Origin of the sequence: Saccharomonospora azurea NA-128 (genome assembly GCF_000231055.2) — a bacterium.
GTDB classification, from domain to species: Bacteria; Actinomycetota; Actinomycetes; order Mycobacteriales; family Pseudonocardiaceae; genus Saccharomonospora; species Saccharomonospora azurea.
Genome location: NZ_CM001466.1, coordinates 3,231,789 through 3,238,297, shown reverse-complemented (window position 1 = coordinate 3,238,297; position 6,509 = coordinate 3,231,789). Strand labels below are relative to the sequence as shown.

6 protein-coding genes are annotated in these 6,509 nt (G+C 70.7%); all 6 read right to left on the bottom strand.

Annotated features, from left to right (window positions below; translation table 11 throughout):
- Positions 1–231: 231 nt before the first annotated feature.
- On the bottom strand, positions 232–1,200 hold the full coding sequence (locus SACAZDRAFT_RS14775) for a Ppx/GppA phosphatase family protein (protein WP_005442996.1): 969 nt from the start codon (positions 1,198–1,200) through the stop codon (positions 232–234).
- 92 nt (positions 1,201–1,292) lie between these two features.
- Positions 1,293–1,982: a response regulator transcription factor gene (locus SACAZDRAFT_RS14770; protein WP_005442995.1), complete on the bottom strand. Its 690-nt coding sequence runs from the start codon at positions 1,980–1,982 to the stop codon at positions 1,293–1,295.
- On the bottom strand, positions 1,979–3,232 hold the full coding sequence (locus SACAZDRAFT_RS14765) for a sensor histidine kinase (protein ID WP_005442994.1): 1,254 nt from the start codon (positions 3,230–3,232) through the stop codon (positions 1,979–1,981). Before SACAZDRAFT_RS14765 ends, SACAZDRAFT_RS14770 begins: the two co-directional genes overlap by 4 nt.
- Before the next feature lie 168 nt (positions 3,233–3,400).
- Positions 3,401–4,159 carry a phosphoglyceromutase gene (locus SACAZDRAFT_RS14760; RefSeq protein ID WP_005442993.1) on the bottom strand — a complete coding sequence of 253 codons (759 nt, stop codon included), beginning with the start codon at positions 4,157–4,159 and terminating at the stop codon, positions 3,401–3,403.
- A gap of 518 nt (positions 4,160–4,677) precedes the next feature.
- Complete coding sequence (locus SACAZDRAFT_RS14755; protein WP_005442992.1) at positions 4,678–5,214, bottom strand: type III secretion system chaperone family protein; 537 nt, start codon at positions 5,212–5,214, stop codon at positions 4,678–4,680.
- Positions 5,211–6,506 (bottom strand): D-inositol-3-phosphate glycosyltransferase, encoded by a 1,296-nt coding sequence (gene mshA, locus SACAZDRAFT_RS14750; RefSeq protein ID WP_005442991.1) that lies wholly within the window; start codon positions 6,504–6,506, stop codon positions 5,211–5,213. Before mshA ends, SACAZDRAFT_RS14755 begins: the two co-directional genes overlap by 4 nt.
- Between the last annotated feature and the right edge of the window lie 3 nt (positions 6,507–6,509).

The following is a 6,509-nucleotide window of genomic DNA, read 5'->3' as shown; positions in this document are numbered from 1 at the left end:
ACCCTGTCGATGATCGCCTGCGGCGCCGTGTCGGTGATGCCCGGCTGATGACCGGACGCGTCGTCCTCGGCAGCACGACGCCGCCGACGACGCGGAGTGCCGCCGACCTGCCCGCCATGCTCGGCGAGGAGTTCGGCCACCGTCTTCTGCGGCCGCCCGCCGTCGCTCTCTCGAGTCATCCCTTCCACCGTGCCCGTCGCCCGTTCGATACGTCCAGTGTGAAGCCAGGCATCATGCGTCCCGCCTCCGGCCGGTCAGCAGAGTCTGTTGTGTGCCGTCGGAGTGGTCCAACCGTTGCAGGATGACACCCTCCCGAAGAGCCCACGGACAGATTTCCAAGGATTCGAGGGACAACGCCCGCATCGTGCTCTCCGCCACGAGTGCGCCCGCGACGAGTTGGTGGGCCCGGCTGGGACTCACGCCCTCCAGCTGCGCCAGGTCGTCCGACGACATCCGCGAGATGAACGCGATGAGCTGGCGAAGTCCCGCGTGGGTGAGCACGCGGCTCACCCGGGGTCCCGCCGACGACGGCGCCGCACCCGTCAACCGGGCCAGCGTCCGGAACGTCTTCGAGGTGGCCACCACCCGGTCGGGCACACCGACACTGCCGACCTGGTCGGCGAGGTCCGCGAGCCGGTCGTCGAGCCACGCCATGGTGGAGATCACCTCGGAGCGGGTCGGCGGGTCGTTCGCGAACCGCGTGCGCGTGATACGTCCGGCACCGAGGGGCAGCGACACGGCCAGTTCCGGGTCCTCGTCGACCCCCATCGCGATCTCCAACGAGCCGCCACCGACGTCGAGCACCAGAAGCCTTCCGGCCGACCACCCGAACCACCGCCGCACGGCGAGGAACGTCAACGCCGCTTCCTGCTCACCCGACACCACGCGGAGCTCGATGCCCGTCTCGTCGGCGACCCGCTGCAACACCTCGGCGGCGTTGACCGCGTCCCTGATCGCCGACGTCGCGAACGACATGACCTCCTCACAGCCGAGCCGCCCGGCCGCGTCGCGCGCGTCGGCGACCGCGAGCACCAGCTCGTCCGCCGCCTTCTTGTCCAACTCGCCGCTCGCGTCGATCCGCTCGACCAGGCGCAACACCGTCTTCTCGGAGTGCATCGGCGTCGGGTGGGCACCACGATGCGCGTCCACCACCAACAGATGGACCGTGTTCGACCCGACGTCGAGTACCCCTAGGCGCACAAAGCCCTACGGTACCGTCCGGCCGCGTGATACCGCTGTGACATAGGGCGGGAACCGTTCGGCGGTCGTCGCGCTGCGCCGAACGTGCCCTGTCAGGCTTCGAATTTATAGCCCAACCCACGAACGGTGACCAGATGCCGCGGCGAACCGGGGTCGGGCTCGATCTTCGACCGCAGACGCTTGACATGGACGTCGAGGGTCTTGGTGTCGCCCACGTAGTCGACTCCCCACACCCGGTCGATGAGCTGGCTGCGCGTGAGCACGCGGCCGACGTTGCGCAGCAGGTACTCCAGCAGGTCGAACTCCTTGAGCGGCAGCGACACCTCGGTGCCGTCCACCGTCACCACGTGCCGCTCGACGTCCATGCGCACGGGGCCGGCGCTCAGCACGGGCTCGGCCTGCTGGCCGTCGCCCGCCGGCTCCCCGCCCCGCCGGAGCACCGCCCGCACGCGGGCGATGAGCTCGCGCGCCGAGTACGGCTTCGTCACGTAGTCGTCGGCGCCCAGCTCCAAGCCCACGACCTTGTCGATCTCGCTGTCCCGCGCCGTCACCATGATCACCGGGACGCTGGAGCGCTGCCGCAGCTGCTTGCACACGTCGGTACCGCTCATGCCGGGCAGCATGAGGTCGAGCAGGACGATGTCGGCGCCGGTGCGGTCGAACTCCTCCAGGGCCTGCTTGCCGTCGGTGGCGACCGCCGCGGTGAACCCCTCCTTCCGCAGCAGGAAGGCCAGCGGGTCGGCGAACGACTCCTCGTCCTCGACGATCAACACCCTGGTCACGACGTTCCTCCTGTTCCAAGGCTCTCCTGCGCGACGGCGGGCACGGCCTGCTCGTCGCGGGTGCGGAGCTCTGCCGATGTGCTGAGTCGGACGTCGTCGGCCGAGTGAGTCCGGGGCGTCCCGTTCCCGGGAGCCTCGTCGGTGAGGTGGGCCGGAATGCGCAGCGTGAACGTCGACCCGACGCCCGGGCTGCTCCACAACCGGACGTCGCCACCGTGGTTGGCGGCGACGTGCTTCACGATCGCCAGGCCGAGGCCCGTGCCGCCGGTGGCTCGGGACCGGGCCTTGTCCGCGCGGTAGAAGCGTTCGAACACGCGTTTCTGGTCGGCCTCGGCGATCCCGATGCCGCGGTCGGTGACGGAGATCTCGACGGCGCCGTCGACCAGTGTGCGGCTGATCGAGACGGGACTGCCCGCCGTCGAGTAGGCCACGGCGTTGTCCAGCAGGTTCGACAGCGCCGTGACGAGCAGCGTGTGGTCGCCCACCATGCGCAGGTCGCTCACGCTGTCGGTGGTGATCTCGATGTCGGCCGATTCGGCGGCGAGCCGGGTGCGGCTGAGCGCCTCGGCCACCACCGCGTCCACGTCCACCACGGTGAGCTCGGGCAGCTTCTCGGCGCCCTGCAGCCGCGAGAGCGCGATCAGCTCGGTCACGAGCCTGCCCAGCCGGGTCGACTCGCGGAGGATCTTCTCGCTGAACCGCCGGACTTCCTCGGGGTCGTCGGCCGCGTCGAGCACCGCTTCGGCGAGCAGGGCCATGGCCCCGACGGGAGTCTTCAACTCGTGGCTGACGTTGGCCACGAAGTCCCGCCGGGTCGCCTCCAGGCGCACCGCCTCGGAGTGGTCCACGGCTTCCACGACGGTGAAGCCGTCGCCGAGCGGGCGCACCTCGCCGAGCACCGCCGCGGGTCCCCGGCTGCGCGCCGCGAGCGGGGACAGGTCGATCTCGGTCGGTTCCTCGGTCCCGGCCACCTGCTCCGCGGCCTTGCGGGCCCTGACGTCGGCCTGGTTGGCCCGTACGAGGCCGAGCGCCTCGGCGCGCCGGTTGTGCAGCACGAGGTCACCGAAGCGGTTGAGGATCAGCACGCCGTTGTTGGAGGACCGGACGAACCGATCGAGCAGCTCGGCGGCCGTGGGACCGCGGGCACCCGATCTCCTGCGGGCGAACCCGGAGCGGCCAAGGGCGATACCGACGAGGAGGCCGATCACCGACGCGGCGATGGCCAGCGCGAACGTAGCGGGCGCCGTCACGGGGGCATCGTAGGCACGAAACCACCCCGAAGGCCTAGTACTCGACGTCTTCTCGTGACGGTCGCGACATCCGCCCGGCACCTGTTCGCCACGGCGTCATCAATCGTTCACCCCGCGGCCGGGAACGGGCTTCGCGGCGCCTCACCTCCCGGCCGCGCGGCGGGGGACTCAGCGGCCCTGGCTCGCGACCGCCGCGGCGGCCCGCTTCGCCTCCTCGGGATCGAGGTAGGTGCCGCCCGGGTTCGTCGGCCGAAGGTCGCCGTCGACGTCGCGCAGGTCGTAGCGCAGCGGGATGCCCGTCGGGATGTTGAGCCCGGCGATGTCGTCGTCGGAGATGCCGTCGAGGTGCTTCACGAGCGCGCGCAGCGAGTTGCCGTGCGCGGCCACCAGCACCGTGCGCCCCGCCCGGAGGTCGGGGACGATCGCCGACTCCCAGTACGGCAGCAGCCGCGCCACCACGTCCTTGAGGCACTCCGTCCGCGGCATCGCGTCACCGAGTCCGGCGTAGCGGGGGTCGCCTTCCTGGCTGTACTCGCTGTCGGCCTCGATGGGCGGCGGCGGGGTGTCGTACGAGCGCCGCCACAGCATGAACTGCTCCTCGCCGAACTGCTCCAGCGTCTGCTTCTTGTCCTTGCCCTGGAGCGCGCCGTAGTGGCGCTCGTTGAGCCGCCAGTCCCGGCGTACGTCGATCCAGTGGCGGTCGGCGGCGTCGAGGGCGATGTTCGCCGTCGAGATCGCACGCCGCAGCAGGGACGTGTGGACGACGTCCGGGAGCAGGTTCGCCTCGACGAGGAGTTCACCACCGCGTCGCGCTTCCGTCTCCCCCTGCTCGGACAGCGGGACGTCGACCCAGCCTGTGAACAGGTTCTCCGCATTCCACGTGCTCTGCCCGTGTCGCAGCAGCACCAGGGTTCCAAGTTCGGCCATGCCTCCAGCCTGCCATGCCGCCGAACGGGTGTTCCGGCCATGCACGTCGACCTGCGATTTCTACGCAGGGTGCTGCTGAAGCCTCTTGATCTTCACCCTTCTCACGGGCAAGCTGCCAACAACTTCTCAAGGACGGGACGGAAATCGCGCCGCGTTAACCAAGGGGGCGAATTTCACCCTATTGGGGTACTGCGTAGTCTTGTGATTACAGACCCGAGTCTGACAAGTTGACTACAACCCGCTCGGTCGGTCACCACGCACTCCCCGACCGATCGCGGGCGTAGGCGCAGCTCGTCTCCCCCCTGCCGAGCTGCGGCCCCGCCGGCCCCGTTGGCATCCCCCTCGCCACCGGGTCCACGCGGCGGGAACGTCAGCGGGGCGGCTCGAGTTCGCGACTCCCCCCTCCCTCGAGCCGCCCCGCGACACCGCGGATGTCCACCACGTCCGCTCGAACAGATCAACGATCTTCCTCGCCGCCGGGTTCCCGGTGTGACCTTCCGGGCAACAGCGGCACGCGCTCAGTCGGACGTCAGCGACCCCGGAGTGTGCTCCTGCTCGGGCCGCACCAGGTGCTCGAACGCCTTGAGGTTCGCGAGCGACTCACCGCGGGAGACCCGCCAGTCCCACTCCCGCCGGATCGAGGTCGCGAAACCGATCTCCAGCAGCGTGTTGAAATCGCCGTCTGCCGCTTCGAGGACCTGCCCCAGCACCTTGTCGAGCTCCGGCTCGGTCACGGTGTCCAGACCGAACCGGCCGACGAGGTAGATGTCGCCGACCGAGTCGATGGTGTAGTGCACCCCGTAAAGCTTCGCGTTGCGGCGCAACAGGAACCGGTAGACGTCCTCGTGCGCCTCGTCCGGCCGCCGGCACACGAACGCCTCGACGGCCAGCGAGTGTTCCCTCGCGATGAGCCAGCAGTTGGTCTGGAGCTTCTTGGTGCCGGGCAGGGTGACGAAATACACACCCGCGCGGCGGCGGTGGTAGTCCAGACCCGCCGCGTCGACCGTCGACCGGATCAGTTCGTCCACCCGCGAGTGTTCGGAGCCGGTGCTCACACCGCCACCTCCAGTGCCGTGCCGTGGAAGGCCCTCGTGGCTTCCGCGTACGTGTCCAGCAGCGCCTCCGTGGTGCGCTGCCACGAGAACCGGGCCGCATGGCGGGAGGCTCCGCGAGCCAAGGCCGCCCGCACCGCCGGACGCAACGCGACCCGCGCGAGCGCATCGGCCCAGTCGTCGGGCGCGTGGGACGGCACCAGCACCCCGGACTCACCGTCGGCGACGGCGACGGGCAGGCCGCCGACCCGCGCGGCCACCACCGGCGTGCCACACGCCTGCGCTTCGAGGGCGACCAGCCCGAACGACTCGTTGTGGCTGGGCACCGCGACGACGTCCGCCGCGCGGTAGACGTTGACGAGGTCCTGACCGCCCTGCGGCGGCAGGAAGCGCACGAGATCGGCGATGCCCAGCTCGCCCGCGAGCCGACGCAGCGACGCCGGTTGGTCCAGGCCCGTTCCCGAGGCTCCGCCCGCGACGAGCACGACCAGCCGACGACGCAGCTCCGGATCGCGGCGCACGAGCGTCGCCGCGGCCTTCAGCAGCACGTCCGGCGCCTTCAGCGGCTGGATGCGCCCCGCGAACGCGAGGACGACCGCCTCGGGCGACAGGCCCAGCGCGGCCCGGGCCCCCTCGACGCCGCCGGGCCGGAACCGGTCCAGGTCGACCCCCGGCGAGACGGTCCGCACGGCGTCGGGATCGGCACCGTAGAGCCTCACCAGCTGCTCGGCCTCGACCTCGGTGTTCACCACGAGGCGGTCGGCCTCGGCCACCACCTGCTCCTCGCCGATGACCCGGGTGCGCGGCTCGGGGGTGTCGCCGTGCGCCAGCGCGGCGTTCTTCACCTTCGCCAGCGTGTGGGCCGTGTGGACCAGGGGAACACCCCAGCGTTCCCGCGCCAGCCAGCCGACCTGGCCGGACAGCCAGTAGTGCGAGTGGATGAGGTCGTAGTAGCCCGGCTCCTGGAACGCCTCGGTACGCAGCACCCCCGACGTGAACGCGCAGAGCTGCGACGGCAGTTCGCCCCGAGTCAGCGGCTCGAACGGTCCGGCGGGGACGTGTCGCACGAGCACACCGGGCGCGAGCTCCACCACCGGTGGCTGGTCGGACGACGTCGCGCGCGTGAACACCTCGACACTCGTTCCGCGACGCGCCATCTCCACCGCCGTCTGGGAGATGTAGACGTTCATGCCGCCCGCGTCCTTCGTGCCGGGTTGCTCCAGCGGCGACGTGTGCACGGACAGCACCGCGATCCGGCGCGGCCGCGAAGCCGCCCGGTGCCGGGAGATCGTCACCGA